Source organism: Nakamurella flava (assembly GCF_005298075.1).
Classification (GTDB): domain Bacteria; phylum Actinomycetota; class Actinomycetes; order Mycobacteriales; family Nakamurellaceae; genus Nakamurella; species Nakamurella flava.
Window position 1 is genome coordinate 99,258 of the sequence record NZ_SZZH01000001.1, and the last position, 17,541, is coordinate 116,798.

Annotated in this window: 15 protein-coding genes, 1 pseudogene and 1 riboswitch; of the genes and pseudogenes, 11 read left to right on the plus strand and 5 right to left on the minus strand. The window is 73.4% G+C overall.

Annotated elements, in window-relative coordinates; all coding sequences use genetic code 11:
- The first annotated feature begins 175 nt into the window (after nucleotides 1-175).
- The 4 genes from FDO65_RS00465 to cydC are packed head-to-tail and all read left to right on the plus strand — an operon-like array spanning nucleotide 176 to nucleotide 6,282.
- Nucleotides 176-1,666, plus strand: a complete 1,491-nt coding sequence (locus FDO65_RS00465) for a cytochrome ubiquinol oxidase subunit I (RefSeq protein ID WP_137447547.1) — start codon at nucleotides 176-178, stop codon at nucleotides 1,664-1,666.
- 17 nt (nucleotides 1,667-1,683) lie between these two features.
- Nucleotides 1,684-2,724, plus strand: a complete 1,041-nt coding sequence (gene cydB, locus FDO65_RS00470; protein ID WP_137447548.1) for a cytochrome d ubiquinol oxidase subunit II — start codon at nucleotides 1,684-1,686, stop codon at nucleotides 2,722-2,724.
- Between the two features lie 37 nt (nucleotides 2,725-2,761).
- Nucleotides 2,762-4,528 carry a thiol reductant ABC exporter subunit CydD gene (gene cydD / locus FDO65_RS00475; protein WP_137447549.1) on the plus strand — a complete coding sequence of 589 codons (1,767 nt, stop codon included), beginning with the start codon at nucleotides 2,762-2,764 and terminating at the stop codon, nucleotides 4,526-4,528.
- Nucleotides 4,522-6,282 (plus strand): thiol reductant ABC exporter subunit CydC, encoded by a 1,761-nt coding sequence (gene cydC / locus FDO65_RS00480; protein ID WP_137447550.1) that lies wholly within the window; start codon nucleotides 4,522-4,524, stop codon nucleotides 6,280-6,282. Before cydD ends, cydC begins: the two co-directional genes overlap by 7 nt.
- 38 nt (nucleotides 6,283-6,320) lie before the next feature.
- On the opposite strand, the gene FDO65_RS00485 is transcribed toward cydC, so the two are convergent.
- The 3 genes and pseudogenes from FDO65_RS00485 to FDO65_RS00495 all read right to left on the minus strand — a co-directional run.
- Entirely contained in the window at nucleotides 6,321-7,712 is a 1,392-nt protein-coding gene (locus FDO65_RS00485) for an FAD-binding oxidoreductase (protein WP_137447551.1), read from the minus strand.
- On the minus strand, nucleotides 7,709-9,199 hold the full coding sequence (locus FDO65_RS00490) for an APC family permease (protein ID WP_137447552.1): 1,491 nt from the start codon (nucleotides 9,197-9,199) through the stop codon (nucleotides 7,709-7,711). Before FDO65_RS00490 ends, FDO65_RS00485 begins: the two co-directional genes overlap by 4 nt.
- A gap of 324 nt (nucleotides 9,200-9,523) precedes the next feature.
- Nucleotides 9,524-9,751 (minus strand): annotated as a pseudogene (locus tag FDO65_RS00495) (response regulator transcription factor); the annotation flags it as partial.
- A gap of 216 nt (nucleotides 9,752-9,967) precedes the next feature.
- On the opposite strand from FDO65_RS00495, the gene FDO65_RS00500 reads away from it, so the two are divergent.
- The 5 genes from FDO65_RS00500 to FDO65_RS00520 all read left to right on the plus strand — a co-directional run bounded on the left by FDO65_RS00500 (nucleotide 9,968) and on the right by FDO65_RS00520 (nucleotide 15,056).
- Nucleotides 9,968-10,318, plus strand: coding sequence for a BlaI/MecI/CopY family transcriptional regulator (locus FDO65_RS00500; RefSeq protein WP_240757342.1), 351 nt, complete (start codon nucleotides 9,968-9,970; stop codon nucleotides 10,316-10,318).
- Nucleotides 10,319-10,357: 39 nt separating this feature from the next.
- Nucleotides 10,358-11,350 (plus strand): M56 family metallopeptidase, encoded by a 993-nt coding sequence (locus FDO65_RS00505; protein WP_137447555.1) that lies wholly within the window; start codon nucleotides 10,358-10,360, stop codon nucleotides 11,348-11,350.
- Between the two features lie 90 nt (nucleotides 11,351-11,440).
- Nucleotides 11,441-11,628: riboswitch (cobalamin riboswitch) on the plus strand.
- 172 nt (nucleotides 11,629-11,800) lie between these two features.
- The gene (locus FDO65_RS00510; protein ID WP_137447556.1) at nucleotides 11,801-13,096 is read left to right on the plus strand and encodes an ABC transporter substrate-binding protein; all 1,296 of its coding nucleotides are present in this window, start codon (nucleotides 11,801-11,803) and stop codon (nucleotides 13,094-13,096) included.
- Nucleotides 13,093-14,220, plus strand: a complete 1,128-nt coding sequence (locus FDO65_RS00515) for an iron ABC transporter permease (RefSeq protein ID WP_240757343.1) — start codon at nucleotides 13,093-13,095, stop codon at nucleotides 14,218-14,220. Before FDO65_RS00510 ends, FDO65_RS00515 begins: the two co-directional genes overlap by 4 nt.
- A complete protein-coding gene (locus tag FDO65_RS00520) occupies nucleotides 14,217-15,056 on the plus strand; it encodes an ABC transporter ATP-binding protein (protein ID WP_137447557.1) in 840 nt (279 codons plus the stop codon). The genes FDO65_RS00515 and FDO65_RS00520 overlap by 4 nt, the downstream gene beginning before the upstream one ends.
- A 6-nt stretch (nucleotides 15,057-15,062) precedes the next feature.
- Here the strand turns inward: FDO65_RS00520 and FDO65_RS00525 are convergent, their stop codons facing one another.
- Both FDO65_RS00525 and FDO65_RS00530 read right to left on the minus strand, forming a co-directional pair.
- Entirely contained in the window at nucleotides 15,063-15,497 is a 435-nt protein-coding gene (locus tag FDO65_RS00525; protein ID WP_137447558.1) for a hypothetical protein, read from the minus strand.
- Nucleotides 15,498-15,569: 72 nt separating this feature from the next.
- Nucleotides 15,570-15,962 (minus strand): VOC family protein, encoded by a 393-nt coding sequence (locus FDO65_RS00530; protein WP_205849705.1) that lies wholly within the window; start codon nucleotides 15,960-15,962, stop codon nucleotides 15,570-15,572.
- 407 nt (nucleotides 15,963-16,369) lie between these two features.
- On the opposite strand from FDO65_RS00530, the gene FDO65_RS00535 reads away from it, so the two are divergent.
- Nucleotides 16,370-16,555, plus strand: coding sequence for a hypothetical protein (locus FDO65_RS00535; RefSeq protein WP_137447560.1), 186 nt, complete (start codon nucleotides 16,370-16,372; stop codon nucleotides 16,553-16,555).
- Between the two features lie 122 nt (nucleotides 16,556-16,677).
- A complete protein-coding gene (locus tag FDO65_RS00540; protein WP_137447561.1) occupies nucleotides 16,678-17,541 on the plus strand; it encodes an HlyD family efflux transporter periplasmic adaptor subunit in 864 nt (287 codons plus the stop codon).

The following is a 17,541-nucleotide window of genomic DNA, read 5'->3' on the forward strand; positions in this document are numbered from 1 at the left end:
CCGGCGGGTGAACACCGTCACAACAGAACCCGGGACCTTGGTCCCATCACGTCGGCGGCGTTCGGAGTCAGGCTGGAGCGGAGTCCGAAGGCCCCTTCGCGGGTCGCGGACGGCGCCCCCGGTCCCGGCTGCGCCGGCCGGCTCGGACGGACGGGTTCGAGCGAGGAGACACCACATGGACGCCCTGACGCTGGCGCGCTGGCAGTTCGGGATCACCACCGTCTACCACTTCCTCTTCGTCCCGATCTCGATCGGGATGGCGTTCCTCATCGCGCTGCTCGAGACCGCCTGGGTCCGCACCCGCAACCCGATCTATCTGCGCCAGGTGAAGTTCTGGGGGAAGTTGTTCCTCATCAACTTCGCCATCGGGGTGGTCACCGGGATCCTGCAGGAATTCCAGTTCGGCATGAACTGGTCCAGCTATTCGCGGTTCGTCGGCGACGTCTTCGGGGCGCCCCTGGCGATGGAGGCGCTGCTGGCGTTCTTCCTGGAATCGACGTTCCTGGGCCTGTGGATCTTCGGCTGGGACAAGCTGTCCCCGAAGCTGCACTGCGCCTGCATGTGGTTGCTGTCCATCGGCACGATGCTGTCGGCGTTCTTCATCATGGCCGCCAACTCGTTCATGCAGAACCCGGTCGGCGTGACCGTCAACGTCGAGCGGGGCCGGGCCGAGATGGTCGACATCTGGGCCGTGCTCACCCAGCCGCTCCAGCTGTGGGCCTACGCCCACGTCATCGCCGGCGCACTCATCAGTGGCTCGGCGATCTTCGTCGGCATCGCCGCCTGGGCGATGAAGAACCGGGACCGCAGCGAGCGGCACGCCGAGACCGCACGGGTGCTGCGGCCGTCGCTGCGGCTCGGTCTGGTCGCCATGCTCATCGGGTCCGTCCTGACCATCGTCAGCGGTGATCTGCTGGCCAAGGTGATGACCGACGTGCAGCCGATGAAGATGGCCGCGGCCGAGGCGCTGTGGGACACCACCGACGGCGCGTCGTTCTCGGTGATCACCATCGGCACGCTGGACGGCCGCAGCGAGGTCTGGTCGATCCGGGTGCCGGGCGTGCTCTCGTTCATGGCCACCGAGTCCTTCAGCGGCACCGTCGAGGGCATCAACGACGTGCAGGCCCGGTACGAGCAGCAGTACGGACCGGGTGACTACCGGCCGATCGTGCCGGTCACCTACTGGATGTTCCGGCTGATGATGGGCGCCGGGTTCGCGATGCTGGCCCTGTCGATCGTCGGGTTGTGGCTGACCCGCAAGGGGCGTCTGCCGCAGCAGAAGTGGGTCTGGTGGCTCGCCGTCGGCGGCATCGCCGGGCCGATCGTGGGGCACAGCGCCGGCTGGATCTTCACCGAGATGGGCCGCCAGCCCTGGTCCGTGCTCGGGCTCTACAAGACGGCGGACTCGGTGTCGCCCACCGTCTCGGCGGGCTCCGTGCTCACCTCGCTCATCGTCTTCACCGCGCTCTACGGGGTCCTCGCCGTCGTCGAGGTCGGGCTGATGCTCAAGTACGCCAAGGCCGGCCCGCCCAGCGAGGAGGAGGCGCTGGCGTCCATCGAGCGGCGACCCCCGCGCAGTTGGGGCGATGGCTCCGACGGCACCAGCGGACTCGACGGCTCCGATGACGACGACGCCGACGAGCGTCCGATGGCCTTCGCGTACTGAGTGGGGAGATCGAGACCGTGTTTCTCAACAACCTGTGGTTCGTGCTGATCGCCCTGCTGTGGATCGGCTACTTCGTGCTGGAGGGCTTCGACTTCGGCGTCGGCGCGCTGCTGCGCATCGTCGGGCGCAAGGAGAAGGGCCGCCGGGTCCTCATCAACACCATCGGCCCGGTGTGGGACGGCAACGAGGTGTGGCTGCTGACCGCCGGCGGCGCCACTTTCGCGGCGTTCCCCGAGTGGTACGCGTCGATGTTCTCCGGCTTCTACCTCGCGCTGCTGGTCATCCTGGTCTGCCTCATCGGCCGCGGCGTCGCGTTCGAGTACCGCGGCAAGGGCTCGACCGACACCTGGCGGGCCCGCTGGGACTGGACCATCCTCATCAGCTCGTGGGCGTTGCCGGTGCTGTGGGGCGTCGCCTTCGGCAACGTCGTCCGGGGCGTGCCGCTGGACGCCGACCACGAGTACGTCGGCACCTTCCTGGACCTGCTCAACCCGTTCGCGCTGCTGATGGGGGTCACGGTGCTGCTGCTGGTGCTCACCCACGGCGGCGTCTACCTGAGCCTGAAGACCACCGCCCAGGTGCGGGACCGGGCCCAGGCGTTCACCCTGCGGCTCGCCCCGTTCGCGATCGCCGCGATGGCCGTCGCCGTCGTCTGGCAGTACCTCATCCGCGGTCCGGTGCTGTCGTTGGCCGTGGGGCTGGCCGCCGTCGTCGCGCTCGCGGTGGCCTGGGCCCTGACCCGGGTCAGCCGGGACGGCTGGGCGTTCGTGCTGTCGGCGCTGTCGACGGGGCTGCTGGTGACCAGCTGGTTCCTGGCGATCTACCCGAACGTGCTGCCGTCCACGCTGGACCCGGCCTGGTCGCTGACCATCGAGAACGCCGCCTCGACGCCGTACACGCTGACGCTGATGAGCTGGGTGGCCATCGCGTTCGTCCCGCTGGTGGTGGGCTACCAGGCGTGGAGCTACTGGGTGTTCCGCAAGCGCATCTCCGTCCGGCACATCCCGGACTCGCCGGGGGCGACGGCGCAGGAGAGCCCGCAGACCTCCAGCCGATGAGGGCGACGCCGACCGGACCGGCAGGAACACTGGAGCCGTGAGACCCCTCGATCCCCGGCTGGTCCGGGTGGCGGCCGGCGTGCGGCATCTGCTGATCGCGTCCGTGGTACTGGCCGTGGCCGGGGCCGTGGCCATCATCGCGCAGGCGATCCTGCTGGCCACCGTGCTGGCCGACGTCATCATCGGCGGGCAGGGGTGGGCGGACGTCTCGGCCCGCGTCGCCTGGCTGGCGGTGGTGCTGGGCGTCAGGGCCGCCCTGGCCTGGGCGGCCGAGGAACTGGCCCGGCGGACCGCCGGCCGGGTGATGGACGGGCTGCGGCGGGACCTGCTGCGGCACGTCGCCGCCCTGGGCCCGCGGTGGCGGGCCGGGGCGCACTCCGGCGAGCTGACCACGCTGGCCACCACGGGCATCGACTCCCTGCACGACTACGTCGCCCGGTACCTCCCGCAGCTCGTCCAGGCGGCGCTGATCCCGCTGATCATGCTCGGCTACCTGGTCACCGCCGACCTGACCAGCGCGATCATCGTGGCCGTCACGCTGCCGCTGATCCCGCTGTTCATGGCGCTCGTCGGCTGGTACACCGACCGGCAGACCCACACGAAGTACGCCGCCCTCAGCCGGCTCTCGGGTCACTTCGCCGATGTCGTCGCCGGGCTGCCCACGTTGAAGGTGTTCGGCCGGGCCAAGGCCCAGGTCGCGGCGGTCCGCCGGGTCACCGAGGACTACCGGCGCACGTCGATGGCCACCCTGCGGGTCGCGTTCCTGTCCTCGATGGTGCTGGAGCTGCTCGCCTCGCTGTCCGTCGCGCTGGTCGCGGTGGCCATCGGACTGCGCCTGGTCTACGGGGAGCTGTCCCTGTCGGTCGGGTTGGCCGTGCTGATCCTGGCCCCCGAGGCGTATCTGCCGCTCCGGCAGCTCGGCACCCAGTTTCACGCCGCCGCCGACGGGGTGGCCGCGTCCGCGCAGGTGCTCACCGTCCTGCAGACGCCGCTCCCGGCGCCGGGCACCCGCACCGACCTGCCCGCCGGACCGATGGGCTTCCGGCTGGTCGACGCGACGGTCGGCGAACCGGGGGAGCGCGGCACGGTCGGGCCGCTCCGGCTCGACCTCCCCGCCGGGCGGCTCACCGTCGTCACCGGAACCAGCGGGGTCGGCAAGACCACGCTCCTGCAGACGCTGGCCGGGGTGGTCCGGCCGACCTCCGGAACGGTGACGGCGACCTGGCCCGACGGGGTGGCCGTCCCGGTGGCGGACATCGCCCCGCAGACCTGGCGGTCGCGGCTGGCCTGGGCCGGTCAGGGGGCCTGGCTGCGCGCCGGATCGATCCGCGACAACCTGCTGCTCGGGGTGCCCGCGGCGGCCGCCCCGGACGACGACGCCCTGCGGTCGGTCCTGGCGGCGGTCGCCGCCGACGGCATCGTCGACGCCCTCCCCGACGGCTGGCGCACCGTGCTCGGTGAAGGTGGCGCCGGCCTGAGTTCCGGTCAACGGCAACGGCTCTCGCTGGCCCGCGCGCTGGTCCGCGTCCAGGCCGGTGCGCCGGTCCTGCTGCTCGACGAGCCCACCGGCACCCTGGACGAGACCACCGAGGCCCGGGTACTGGCCGGCATCGCCGCCCTCACCGCCGGGCGCACCGTCGTGCTGGTCAGCCACCGGGCCGCCCCGCTGGCCTACGCCGACCACGTCGTCGACCTGACTCCGGCCCGCCCCGCCGACGCTGGGCCCGGCGAGCAGGACGACGGTGCCGTGGACGGGGTGGCGATCAGCGCGGGCGAGGAGCTGACCGGGGTGGGACCGTGGTGACGACCTCCGCCCCGCACACCGATCCCGCCCCGGCCGGCACCGCGGGCGTGCTCGGCCGGCTGATCGGCGAGGCCCGGGGTGTCCGGTCGCGCCTGGTGCTCGCCGCGTTCCTGGGCGCCCTGGCCTCCGGGTGCGCCGTCGCGTTGATGGCCGCGTCGGCCTGGCTGATCGCGCGGGCCGCGCAGCAACCGCCGGTGCTGTACCTGCTGGTGGCGGTGACCGGGGTGCGGGCCTTCGGGATCGGGCGCGGGGTCTTCCGGTACCTCGAGCGCCTGGTCAGCCACGACGCCGCGTTCCGGGTGCTCGGTCGACTCCGGGAACGGCTGATGGCCCAGCTGGCCCGCCTCGCCCCGGCCGGGCTGCCGGTGTGGCGCCGCGGGGACCTGCTGGCCCGCCTGGTCGACGACGTCCAGGACACCGGGGACGCGTTCCTTCGTGGCCTGCTGCCCATCGCCGGCGCCGTCCTGGTCGGCGGCGGGACCGTCGTCCTGTCGTTCCTCATCCTCCCGGCCGCCGGGGCCGCGCTGCTCGTCAGCCTGCTCGTCGCCGGCGCGCTCGCCCCCGCCCTGTCGGCCCGCCGGACCGCCCGCACGGAACGGGAGGTCGTCCGGCTGCGCGGCGAACGGTCCCGGCTGGTCGGCGAGATGCTCGACGACGCCGCCGAACTCGCCGTGCTGGGTGCGTTCGACGACCGGCTGGCCGAACTGGACGAACTGGCTGAGCGGAACCGGCTGGTCACCGCGCGGACGGCCCGGACCGCCGGGATCGCGGCCGGCCTGGCCACCCTGGCCATGGGCGCCGCGGTCTGGCTGGCCACCGTCGCCGGGGTGCCGGCCGTGGTGCAGGGCGACCTCGCCCCGGTGCTGCTGGCCGTCGTCGTCCTGACCCCGCTGGCCCTCATCGACGTGGTGCAGGCGGTCATCCTGGCCGCGGGCACGCTGCGCCGGTCCGCCGCGTCGGCCGACCGGGTGTTCGGGGTGCTGGCCGCCCGGCCCGTGGTGCCGGACGGCCCGACCGACCCGCGTCCGCTGCCCGACCCGGCGGCCGGGGTGGCCGTCCGGGTCCGCGACCTGGCCGTCCGCTGGCCGGGTTCCGGGCGCGACGCGGTCAGCGGCCTCGATCTGGACCTGCGCCCGGGGCGTCGCATCGTGCTGCTGGGCGAGTCCGGATCCGGCAAGTCGACGGTGCTGGCCGCGCTGCTCGGGTTCCTGCCGGTGCGGTCCGGGAGGTTCACGGTCGGCCCGGACGGCGCTTCCGGGGCGGGCGGCACCCCGGTCGACCAGCTCGACCCCGAGACGGTGCGCGGCCTGTTCGGCTGGTGTGACCACCACGCCTACCTGTTCGACTCGACCATCGTGGAGAACGTGCGGTTGGCCCGGCCCGGGGCCACCGACGAGGACGTCCACGCCGCGTTGCGCGGCGCCGGCGCCGGCGACTGGGTCGACGGTCTCCCGGACGGTCTGCACACCCGGGTCGGACAGCACGGTCTCGCCGTCTCGGGCGGGCAACGGCAGCGGCTGGCCATCGCCCGCGCCCTGCTGGCCGACCGACCGTTCCTGCTGGCCGACGAGCCGGCGGCCTCGCTCGACCGGCCGATCGCGGACGCGGTGACGGCGACGATCATGCGACCGGACCCGCGGCGCTGTGTCGTCCTCGTCAGCCACCGGCCGCAGGATGTCGAGTTCGCCGACGAGGTGCTGGAGATGGCCGACGGCCGGGTGGTGCGGCGGTACCCGGGACCGCGAGCGGACTGACCGAACCGGGCCGCTGTGGTCCGCGTCCGGACCTGGCCTCAGCCGATGGGCGTGATGGTCTGCTGGTGGTGGAAGACGTCGTCCGGGTCGTAGGCGGCCTTCACCTGCCGGAGGCGATCGACGTTGCCCCGCCAGTAGGCGCGGGCCCACTCGGGCTCGTCGGCGTTGGGGACGTTGACGTAGGCGCCGTCGACGTACGGGGCCAGCGCCGTCGAGAAGTCCGCGATCCAGGCCAGGCAGTCGGCGGTGCGGGGATCCTGCGCGGCCGCCGGGTCCCGCCGGTCGCCCCATCCGGCGCCCGGTTCGGCGTAGAACAACGCGTCGCGGTGCGCGAACGTGCTCCCGCCCGTCGGTTCACTGGTCGGGACGGCGCCGCCGAAAGCCTGGGTGAAGTAGTTGCACTGCGACGTGGGGGCGGCGGCCATGAAGGCAGCGACGACGTCGATCGCCTCGGCCGGGAACGACGACCGGATGAACTGCGAGGTGAACTTCCAGTTCGCCGGTTCCTCGTCGCCGGGGATCTGGATGTCGGAATAGAGCTCGGCCCAGGGCTTCTCGACGATGTCGACGGAGGGGTCGCCCTGGTCCAGGACGGGGGCCAGCAGCCGGGTCGCCTCCCCGGTGGTGCCGTGGGCGAGGACCGCGAACAGCTCGATCTTCCCGCGGCGGATCTCCAGCTGGCTCGTCAAACGGTCGTCGGTGGTCGGCGCCGACCGCTGCCAGGCATCGAACACGTCGTGCAGACGGTCCACCCCGGGCCACGATGCGGTCACCAGGACAGCGGTCGACAACGGCTGCACCCGGGCCAGCATCGTGGTGACGATGCCGAATCCGCCGTTGCCGCCGCCGCGCAACGCCCACAGCAGGTCGGCGTGGTGGTCGGCGTCCACCCAGATCGACCGGGCTCCCTGCTCCCCGTCGGGAACGACGATCTCGACGCCGAGCAGATGGTCGCTGGCCATCCCGAACGGCCGCGTCAGCAGACCGAACCCACCACCGAGCGTCGCCCCGACCAGCCCGACCGAACCCTCGTTCCCGGTGGGGACGGCCAGTCCGTGCCGGCCGAGCGCGGTGACCGCCTCGATCTGGGTCAGCCCCGCCCCGAGCCGGGCGGTAGCCGGGCCGCCGGCGGTGCCGGGGGTGAAGTCGGCGGACTTCAGCCCGCTGACGTCGACGACGACGCCGCCGTCGACGGAGGAGAACCCCTCCAGGCTGTGTCCGCCGCTGCGGACCCGGATCTCCAGCCCGCGGCGCCGGGCCCAGCCGACGGCGGCGATCACGTCCCGGGTGGACGCGGCGTAGACGACCGCCGCGGGCCGGCGGGCCACGAAGTGGTTCCACGGGGTGCGGGCGGCGTCGTAGCCGTCGTCGTCAGGGCGGACGATGCGTCCGGTGAGGGTCGGCTCGCCGAGATCATGGGCGGTGGTCATGCGGAGTCCTTTGGGGTCGCCGGGCCGGTCAGCGGTGCGGGGTCGGATTCGATCGCGACCACCGCCGGGCCACCGCCGGGTTCGTGTTCGAAGACCGAGCGCCGGGTGGACAGCAGGAAGCCGAAGTAGACGCCGCCGACCGCCAGCAGGCCGAGGACGATGAGGCCCGGGACGCGGGCCGACTCCGGGGTGAGCAGGACAAACAGCGCGAACGCCACCCAGACGAGGGCGACCACGGCGACCGGCACCTCGAACCGGCCCAGGCTGAAGCCGCCGGTGCGGCGGTCCAGACGCCGGCGGACGCCGAGGTAGAGGACGACGATCCCGCCGTAGATCAGTGCGGGCAGGATCGTGCTGGCCACGATCAGCTGCAGCAGCGCTTCCCCGGGCAGGGCGAGCATCAGGACGATGCCGACGCCGACGATCAGGAGGGTGGCCGGGATCGGTGTCTGCGTGCGGGGGCTGACCCGGGCCATGACGCGGGCGGCCGGGAAGCGGCGGTCGCGGGCGATGGCGAAGACCTGCCGGGCGCACGCCGCCATGATCACCATGCCGGCCCCGAACATGGCGAAGGCGATGCCGGCCAGGAAGAGTCGTTCACCGGTGGCGCCGATCTGTTCCCCGATGACGGCGGCCACCGGCGACCCGTCGGTGGAGACGGCGGCGACATCGGTGATCGAGACGGTCAGCACGACGATGAAGACCAGACCGGCGACGCCGGCCGCCACCACGGACGCGACGATGGCCCGGGGGACGTTACGGAACGGGTCCTTGGCCTCCTCGGCCAGGTTGGCGGCCGAGTCGAAGCCGACCAGCGTGGTCAGGCCCATCAGCATGCCGCCCATCAGCCCGCCGCCGATGGCGAAGTAGTCCGGGTCGTCCGCGGCGATGCCGCGGGAGAACAGGTTCTCCGGGTGCCCGCTGCCGTTGAGGGCCACGACGACCAGGAGCACCACGACGAGGATCGCGACGATGGCCAGCTCGACTACCACGGCGCCGGAGCTGACCCACCCCAGGAGCTTGGTCGACGCGATCACCAGGACCGCCTGCAGCAGCAGGACGACGACGGTGATGAGGCGCGCGGTGTTCTCGTCCTCCTCCAGCCCGAGCAGCGGCATGAGCGCCTGGCTGGCCAGGGCGTTGTCGATCGCGACGACGGCGATGGCCAGGTACCAGAAGGTGAGCCAGCCGAAGAACCAGCCGACCTTGGGATCGGCCAGCCGGGACGCCCACTGGTAGGAGGAACCGCTCAACGCGATCCGCGCCGCGAACTGGGCGACCACCAGCGCGACCAGGGTCTGGCCGACCGCGGCGACGATCCAGAGCCAGATCCCCACCGGGCCGGACGTGCGGAGCAGGTCGTCGTACGTTCCGAAGACGCCGACGGCGACGGAGATGAACGCGAAGGAGATGGCGAAGACCTGGAATCCGCCCAGCGTGCGCTGCAGTTCCGGCTCGGCCGGTCCGGGGGGAGGGGTGGTCGTCATCGACCGCCGCCGTTCGGGCAGGCGTCGATCCCAGCTGTGACCATGTTTCCCCCGACCGGCGACGCGATGGATGCGCTGGTCAGTGTGTTGCCGTACCGATGTCCGCAACAAGGACCTGGGGGTCGAGGTAGCCCGTTCGTGCGCGGTGTCCAGTCCGGCTGACTCGTCGTGGCGTCGGCGCGACGCAGCGTGCCGGGCGCCGGGTGGGGCCGGGGTGTGGGGGGGCCACCGTCGGACTGAGATGGAGTGGGCCGGCCCCCTCGGGCGCGCGTTCTCGGCAGGAGGGCTCCGTCGGAAGTCGGAGGGCGCGCCCGAGGGGAGCGGTCAGCCCGCCGGTCGCAGCGCGGCCGTCGGTCCGCCGTGACGCCAGCCGCGGACGGCGACGTAGGCGGCGGCCTGGGTGCGTCGTTGCATCCCGAGCTTGGCCAGCACGCTGGTGACGGTGTTCTTGACGGTCTTCTCGGTGATGCCCAACCGGCCGCCGATCTCCCGGTTGGTCAGACCCCCGCCGATCAGTTCGAGGATCTGGTCCTCGCGGGCGGTCAGGCCGGTGACCTCCGGCCACGGGGAAGCGCTCGGCTCGGCCGACGTGGCCATCGGCCGGCTCGACGGTCGGTGCGGCACCCTGTCCCGGAGCATCGTCATGCCTTCACGGTAGTAGAATCGGCCACGAACTTCTACCTGATGTAGAAGATGATTCGAGAAGATCGCCGGAGGGGCAGGGCCGCCCGCACCCGGCGGTCGAGGGGCAACCCAGGAAGGAGTCGGGTGACCACGCAACGCGGGGAACTCGAGCGGGCTGTCGTCGAGGTGCTCTGGGCGGCCGACGAACCACTGACCGCCCGGGCGGTCGCCGATCACCTGGCCGGCCGCGATCTGGCGGTCACCACGGTGCTGACCGTGCTGTCCCGGCTGGAGGGCAAGGGCGTCGTCGAACGGATCCGCGACGGACGCGCCCACACCTATCGCGCCGTCTCGAGCCGCGAGGAACACACCGCTACGCTCATGCAACAGGTCCTGGACACCGCGGGCGACCGCAGTGCCGCGCTGGCCCGCTTCGTCGGTGGCGTCTCGGCCAGTGACGCCGAGGCCCTGCGGCAGGCGCTGGAAGGCCGGTAGCGGCTCGATGGGGGCCGTCGCGGTGGGACCTGCGGACCGGTGCTGACGACCGCCGGCATCGCGGTCGGGTACGTGGTCGCCGGGCTGCTGCTGGCCGGGCCGGTCAGCTTCCTGCTCGCCCGGGCCGGCTGGCCCGCCCGCGCCCCCGGCCCCGCCCTGCTGCTCTGGCAGGCGGTCTGCCTGGCCGCCGGCTTCTCCGTCGTCGGCGGTCTCGTCCTGCTGTCCGTCGCCCCGGCCGGTCACACGCTGACCGAGGCCATCCCGACCTGGTTCGGGTCGCTGTTCGCGGGCGAGTTGCGGCTGCCGTGGTGGCGCTGGGTCTGCGGTGCGCTGGCCGCGGCGATCAGCGCGGTCCTGCTGGCCAACCTGGCCTGGACCACGGTGCTCACCGTCCGCCGCCGACGGGCCCACCGCCGGCTGGTCGACCTGCTCACCACGCCCCGCTCGGTGGCCCGCAGCGAACGGCCGGCCGTCGTGCACGTGCTCGAGTCGGCCACCGCGGTCGCCTACACCGTGCCCGGCTGGCATCCGCGGGTCGTCGTCTCGGCCGGCCTGCTCGACCTGCTGCGCCCGGACGAGCTGACCGCCGTCGTCGAACACGAACGCGCCCACCTGGCCGCCCGCCACGACCTGCTGACCCTGCCCTTCCAGGCCTGGGCGTCCGCGCTCGGTGCCGTCCCCGGGGTCCGCGCGGCCGCCCGGTCGGTGGCCGAGCTGGTCGAGATGCTCGCCGACGACGTCGCCGCCGGAGTGACCGGACGCAGCGCGGTCGCCGCCGCCGTCGCCCGGGTGGCGCTCTCGCCCGGGGTGGTGGCCGAGACCGGCCCCGTCGACGGCCGCCCGTCCGGTGCGGTCCCACGGCCCGGCCCGGGTGCGGTGTCCGCCGACCCGTCGGGCCCGTCCGCCGCCACCCGCGTCCGCCGGCAGCTGGCCCCCCGCTCGCTCCCGACGGGGGCCGTCGTCGGGGTGCTGCTGGCCGCGTTCGCCCTGCTGTGCCTGCCGGCCAGCCTGCTGCTGATCGCCTGGGTCTGAGGCCGTTCCCCGGTCGGGTAGCGTTCCGGGCGTCGATGGTCCACGGATCCGACGGCCCGCACTGCGGTCCGGCCGGCCCCGTGGGACACCAGGGAACCCGGTGCGAATCCGGGACTGCCCCGCAGCGGTGACCGGGAACCACCACCGTCACGTCGCTCCGGCTCCGGCCGCGGCGACGTCCAGCACTGGAGTCCGCCCAGGCGGCCCGGGAAGCGACGGTCAGTAGGACACCGGGTGAGCGTCCGCGCTCCCCGGCCCGCCCGGAAGTCCGAAGACCTGCCATCGATGCACCGGCCACCGGCCGGTGGCGTTCGGGACCGCGAGGGACGGTCGCGGGCGAGCCGGCGACCCCGCCGGGCCCGACGCGCCCACGCCGTCCGGGCTGACGGGACCCGTCCGGTCGTCTGCTGGTACCGAGCCGCCCGCCGGATCAGCAGGAGACGCACCACGATGACCGCAGCCACCGCCCAGCCCGTCGACGGCCGTCGACCGCGCCACCCCCGGCGGGCCCTGCGGGCAACCGCACCGCTCGCCACCCTGGCCGCCGCGGCCCTGCTGCTGTCCGCCTGCGGCTCGGGGAATCCAGCCGCCCCCGCGTCCACGGTCACCACCGATGCCCAGGCCAGCACCCCGGCGTCGGGCGCCGGACTCGACGCCGACGGCTGCATCACCGACTACCAGCCCGGCACGGACTACTACCCGGTGAAGTCGACCCTCGAGCACGCCAAGAACTTCACGATCGAGTACCACGACTCGTACCAGGTGCTGACGGTGCAGCAGCCGACCCAGGGCGGTAGCCCGGTGTCGTACGTGCTGGTGCACTGCGGTGCGCCGACCCCCGAGCTGTCCGGCGCGCTGACCGGCGCGACTGTGGTGACGACCCCGCTGAAGTCCATCTACTCGGCGTCGACGTCGCACCTGCCGAACTTCCCGATCCTGGGCATCCTGCCGTCGTTGACCGGGGTCGGGAGCAAGTCGCTGATCAGCGAGCAGGACGTGGCCGCCCGGGCGGCCGAGCCGGACGTCACGGAGTTCGCCGCGGCCGGCACCATCGACGCCGAGACCGTCATCGCCGGCAAGCCGGACGCCATCGTGACCGCCGGGTACGACGACCCGGCCTATCCGACCATCGCGGCCGCCGGGATCCCGGTGCTGGCCGATGCCGAATGGCTGGAGAACGACCCGCTGGGCCGGGCCGAGTGGGTCAAGTACTTCGCCGCGCTGACCGGTACCGAGGAGCAGGCGCAGCAGTTCTTCACGACGCTGACCAGCGACTACGAGAAGATCGCGGCCAGCGTCCCGGCCGGGACCACACCGGTGTCGGCCGTCCCCGGCCAGCCGTACCAGGGCACCTGGTACGTGCCCGGCGGCGGCTCGTACTTCAACCGCCTGCTGAAGGACGCGGCCGGCACCACGGCGTGGGCCGACGACCCGTCGACCGGCTCGATCAGCACCGACGTCGAGACGGTGCTGGCCAAGGCCGGCACCGACCCGGTGTGGCTGGCCAGCACCACCTGGACCACCGCCGCGGAAGCGGTGGCCGACGAGCCCCGGGTCGCCGACTTCACCGCCTACCAGCAGGGCAACGTCTGGAACGCGGCCAAGGACGTCACCGCGACCGGGGGCAACAACTTCTACGAGCTGGGTGTCGCCCGGCCCGATCTGGTGCTCGGCGACCTGGTCGCGATCCTGCATCCCGAGCTGGCCCCGAACCACGACTTCGCCTTCTACCTGAAACTGTCGTGAAGCCGGTCCCGGCGCCGACCACCGACCCGTCCGGCGCCGTCGCGGCGCCGGACCGGCCGAGGCGGTCGCGTGCCGGATGGGTGCTGATCGTCCTGGGCGTGGCCGCGCTGGCCGTCAGTGTGCTGTGCGTCGGGATCGGGTCGACCTCGATCCCCGTCGGCGACACCGTCCGCTACCTGGTCACCGGCGGGCACGCCGAGGTCGACCCGACCACCGCGACCCTGCTCTCGCAGGTGCGGCTGCCCCGGGTCCTGACCGCGCTGCTCGCCGGGGCCGCCCTCGGCGTCGCCGGTCTGCTCATGCAGACGCTGTTCGCGAACCCGCTGGCCGACCCGTACATCCTCGGGGTGTCGTCCGGAGCCGGGCTCGGGGTGGCCGTCTCGGTCCTCGGCGCCGGCGCCGTGTCCGGGGTGACCTCGACCGCCGCCGCGTTCTTCAGCTTCGGCACCACCGGGCGGGCGCGGACGGTGGTCGCCGCCGCGGTGGGGGCGCTGGCCGTGCTCGCCCTGGTCCTGGTGATCAGCCGCTGGGTGCGGTCGGTCGTCGCCCTGCTGCTGATCGGCGTGATGATCGGGTCGGCCACCGGCGCGGTCGTGTCCCTGCTGCTGGCCTTCTCCGACCCCGGCCGGGTGCAGCGGTACGTGCTGTGGGGGTTCGGCTCGGTCAGCGGGGTCACCTGGGCCGACCTGCGCTGGTTCGCGCCGTCCGTCGTCGTCGGACTGGCGGTCGCCGCCGTGCTGGCCCGCCCGCTGGACGCCCTGCTGCTCGGTGAGCGGTACGCGGCGTCGATGGGCGTCCCGGTGCGACGGGTCCGGTGGTGGGTGATCATCGCCACCGCCCTGCTGGCCGGGGCGACGACCGCGTTCTGCGGCCCGATCGCCTTCCTCGGCATCGCCGTCCCGCACCTGGCCCGGGCCGCCCTCGGCCGCGGCGACCACCGCCGCCTGCTGCCGGCCTGCGTGCTGATCGGGGTCATCGTCTGCCAGGTCTGCGCCGCCGTCGCCCTGCTGCCCGGAGCGGACGGGGTGCTGCCGCTCAACGTCGTCACCGCGGCGATCGGCGCGCCGGTGGTGGTGGCCGTGCTGCTGCGCAGCCGAACCCTGGCCGCCGGGGCGGCTCGATGAGCACTCCCGCATCCGGCGCCGATCTGACCCTCGACGGGGTCACGGTCGGGTACTCCGGTGGCGGCCCGATCGCCCGCCGACGGGCGACGACGGTGATCCTCGCCGACCTGCACCTGCGGGCCCGGGCCGGTCGGCTGACCGTGCTGCTCGGTGGCAACGGCAGCGGGAAATCCACCCTGCTGCGGTCGGTCGCCGGGTTGCAGCCGCTGCTGGCCGGGACCGTCTCGCTCGGGGACGCCCGACTCGACCGGCTCTCGCCACCGGAGCGGGCCGCCCGGGTCGCCGTCGTGCTCACCGAGTCCTTCGACCCCGGGCTGCTGCGCGGCGCGGACGTCGTCGACCTCGGCCGCTACCCGCACCGCCGCCGGGGCTCGGCGGCCGTGGACTCCCAGGCGGTGCACGAGGCCCTCGCCGCCGTGCACGCCCAGGACCTGGCCCGGGTGCCGCTGGTCCGGATGTCCGACGGCCAACGGCAGCGCGTCATGATCGCCCGGGCCCTGGCGCAGGAACCCGCCCTGCTGCTGCTCGACGAACCGACCGCGTTCCTGGACGCGCCGGCCCGCCTCGAGCTGCTCGCCGTCCTGCAGCGGATCGCCGCCGGCCGGGGCATCCCGGTGGTGCTGTCCAGCCACGACGTCGAACTCGCCGTCCGCTCCGGCCACGATGCCTGGCTGGTCGGCGCACCGACCAGCCAGGGCGTACCGCGACCGGTGACCAGTGGGCCGGTCGACCGGCTCAGCGAGAACGGCTCCATCGGGGCCGCGTTCGACACCGACGCCGTCGCCTTCGACGTCACCACCGGGCGGTTCGGCCTCCGTCCACCGGCAGCGGACTGAACCGGACTACTCGGGCTGCCGGGGCCGGGTCTCCGCGTCCGGTGCCGCCGGCAGATCGGTGCCGTCACCGACGGTCTCCGGCTGCTCGGCCCCCCGCAGGCCCTGTGCGGCGTCCCGGGCCTGCCCGCTGGCGTCCTCGCTCTCGGCCAGCAGATGGTCGGCGTCGCGGATACCGGCGGTCTGCAGGTCCGCCGGACTGGAGAACGGGCTCGGCCGATCGGCCGTGGCCGCTTCGCCCCGGTCCGGCTCGTCGTCGGCCGCGCCGGACTCCGCCGCCGTCTCCGGCACCTCGTCCGTCGGCGTCGAGGTGTCCGCCGTGCTCTGCAGATCGGCGTCGCTCGGCTCGTGCGCCGGGATCCCGCCGCTGACCGCGGTCGGATCGGCATCGGCCTGGGGTTCCGGGGTGGCGTCCGCGGGGGTGTTCGGGGTCGAGCTGGTCACGCGATCTCCTTCGATCGGGGTCCGCACACTTGTCCTGATCGACAGTGACCCCGCGGCCGGCGCCCAAACCGGTCAGTCCGGCCGGTCCTGCAGGTACACCAGGCCGTTGCCGTCCGGGTCGGTGAAGGAGAACATCGGCGGCACGTCCTCCCACCGCAGCACCTCGTCGTTGTGCAGCGTCACCGCGGCACCGGCGATCACCGCGTGCGCCCGGTCGGCGTCCGGGGTACCCAGCCGGACGGCCACCGGGAGCGGGCCGTCGGGCCGCAGCAGCACGAGGCCGACGGTCGAGCCGGGTGGACGCACCTCGATGTAGCGGGCGCCGGGCCACACCTCGGTGTCCATGACGAGTTCGCACCCGAGGACGTCGGTGTAGAACGCCAGGGCCGCGTCCTGATCGGCGACGGGCAGGGACACGCTCAGGACCCGGGTGGTCAAAGGCGGGGTGGCGTCATCATCGGTCATGGGTGGTGGACCGTCCCCGGCGGTGGAAGTCATCGGCGTCGCAGGCACGGCCCGGCCGGACCCCAAGGAGTGAGATTCCCGAGTCGACGGGAGGGAATGTCGCAGCGGGAATGCGTCGCCTGGTCGGGAACACCGTCACCCGGTCCGGCGGGGCATCCCGACCGCTGGTCGGTACCGCGCCCCGGAGGGTCGGTCGCCGCTACCCGACGGTGGCAACGAAAGTCCCTCCGATGCGGCCGATCTCGCGCCATCGATCACTTCCCGTGACCCGCGCGCCCGGCGATCGACCAGGCTCGGACCGGGCGGGCGGCCGTTACTTTCGGAGCAGCGACGAACAGCCGCGACGGGCCTGAAGGACGCGCCCGGCCGACGATCGCCCCACCGCCCGACGGACCCGAGGAAAGACCATGAGCGCCGAAGACCTCACCACCCAGAACAGCACGACCGGATCCGCGCCCCAGGTGGTGGCGGGGGCCGCCCGGGACGAGGAGCTCGACGACGAGGCGCTGGATGGCGTCGCCGGCGGCAGTCTCATCGGCCGCCTCATCCACACGGGCGAGAAGGCGACCGACCTGCTCAGGAAGCGTTCGTGACCCGCTGACCCGTCGACCGGCTTCTCGTCGCCCGGCCGCACCGTCCGCCGGGCGGCCGTGGTGACCAGTTCGTCGCGGGGGGCGATCCGAGGGTCGCTCCGCCGAGCCAGGGGGAGATGCCCGTGACCGTTCCCGTTCCCGACCGCGGGACGCCCGCCCCCGGTCTGTTCCGGGACGAGGCGGTCACCGCACTCGACGCGCAGACCCGCCTGGAATCCAGGCTGCGGATCGTGTCGCCGCGCCGCTGGTTGATCCTGGCCGTCGTGGCCCTGCTCGCGGTCGCCGCCGGGGTGTGGGCCTTCGTCGGTCGCGCCCCGATCACCGTGTCGGGAACGGGGGCGTTGCTGCCCCCGAACGGGCTGGTCCAGGTCGTGGCCGCCGTCGACGGGGTCGTCGCCGAGGTCCCGGACGTGGCCGACGACCACCCCGGCACCGCACCGGTCGAGGTGGCGGCCGCCCAACCGCTGCTGCGTCTTCGCCTGTCGGACGGGACGATCACCGACGTCGCGGCCCCGGTCTCCGGTGTCCTCGTCGGGCGGTCACCGCTGGCCGTCGGCTCCGCCGTCGATGCCGGCGAGGTCGTGGGACAGGTCCTGCCGGGCCAGGCCGGACCGATCGCCCTGTTGTTCGTCGACCAGAACGCGGCCGCCACGATCGTTCCCGGCATGCCGGCCCGGCTCAACCCGGACACGGCCCCGGCCGGGGCCTACGGCGACCTGCTGGGCCGCGTCGTCGGGGTCGACGTGCTGCCCCTGGACCCCGTGGACTTCCTGCAGCTGGCCGGCGACAACTCCGAACTGGCCGGGGCCATGGCGCAGGACGGTGCGTACCGGGTCGTGGTCGCCCTCGACACCGCCGACACCCCGTCCGGTTACGCGTGGTCCTCGCGCACCGGGCCGCCGTTCGCCATCGCCCCCGGGACGGTGCTGTCCGGCGTGGTCGTCATCGGCGAGCAGCAGCCGATCCAGAGCCTGCTGGGTGGGTGA